General features: G+C 67.4%; 2 protein-coding genes. Both read left to right on the forward strand.

Translation table 11 applies throughout. From position 1 onward, the window contains the following. Positions 1–222 (forward strand): hypothetical protein (locus ABD223_RS43370; RefSeq protein WP_344044210.1); only part of this gene is annotated, 222 nt, incomplete at its 5' end. Positions 223–298: 76 nt separating this feature from the next. Next, positions 299–616: ParA family protein (locus tag ABD223_RS43375; RefSeq protein ID WP_344044212.1), on the forward strand; the 318-nt coding region annotated here is incomplete at its 3' end.

Raw genomic sequence — 616 nt, forward strand, 5'->3', positions numbered from 1 at the left:
GCACTGCTGGAGCAAGCCTCTTCGCTGCTGGACAAGTTGGAGCCGGTGGCCATCAAGGCCATCAAGGCCGGCGCCCTCCGGAATCGGGTGCGTGAGCTTGCCCAGGTGAGCCCGACGACCCTCTACGCCTGGCTGGAGAACGCGGGCCTGGAGGTCCGGCCCAAGAAGGCCCCGGCGAAGAAGACCACCGCCAAGCGATCGGCGCCGAAGGAGGGCGCGTGACCCCTTTTGACCAGCAGACTCACAGAGTCTGTGAGTCTGTGAGTAACAGAGTCTGTGAGTCGGAAAGGCGCGTGAGATGGCGATCCGAGTAGCACTGGGCAACAACAAGGGCGGGTCTGGGAAGACCGCCGGGACGGTGAACCTCGCGGCGGCCCTGGCCGAACGCGGGCTTCGCGTCCTGGTCGTGGATCTCGACCCGCAGGCGAACGCTTCCCGTAGGCTCGGCCGGCGCTTCGACCCCACGAACCCAAGCACCACCGTCTCCGAGGCGATCCAGAACGCGGGCCAGGGTGTTGCCGCCGATGCGCTCGTGCCGTGCGGCTGGCCGGACCCGTACGCCTCCCGGATCGACGTGATCCCCGCTCGCTACGACCTGGAGAACCGGATCAGCGAG

Origin of the sequence: Saccharothrix xinjiangensis (genome assembly GCF_039527585.1) — a bacterium.
Classification (GTDB): Bacteria; Actinomycetota; Actinomycetes; order Mycobacteriales; family Pseudonocardiaceae; genus Actinosynnema; species Actinosynnema xinjiangensis.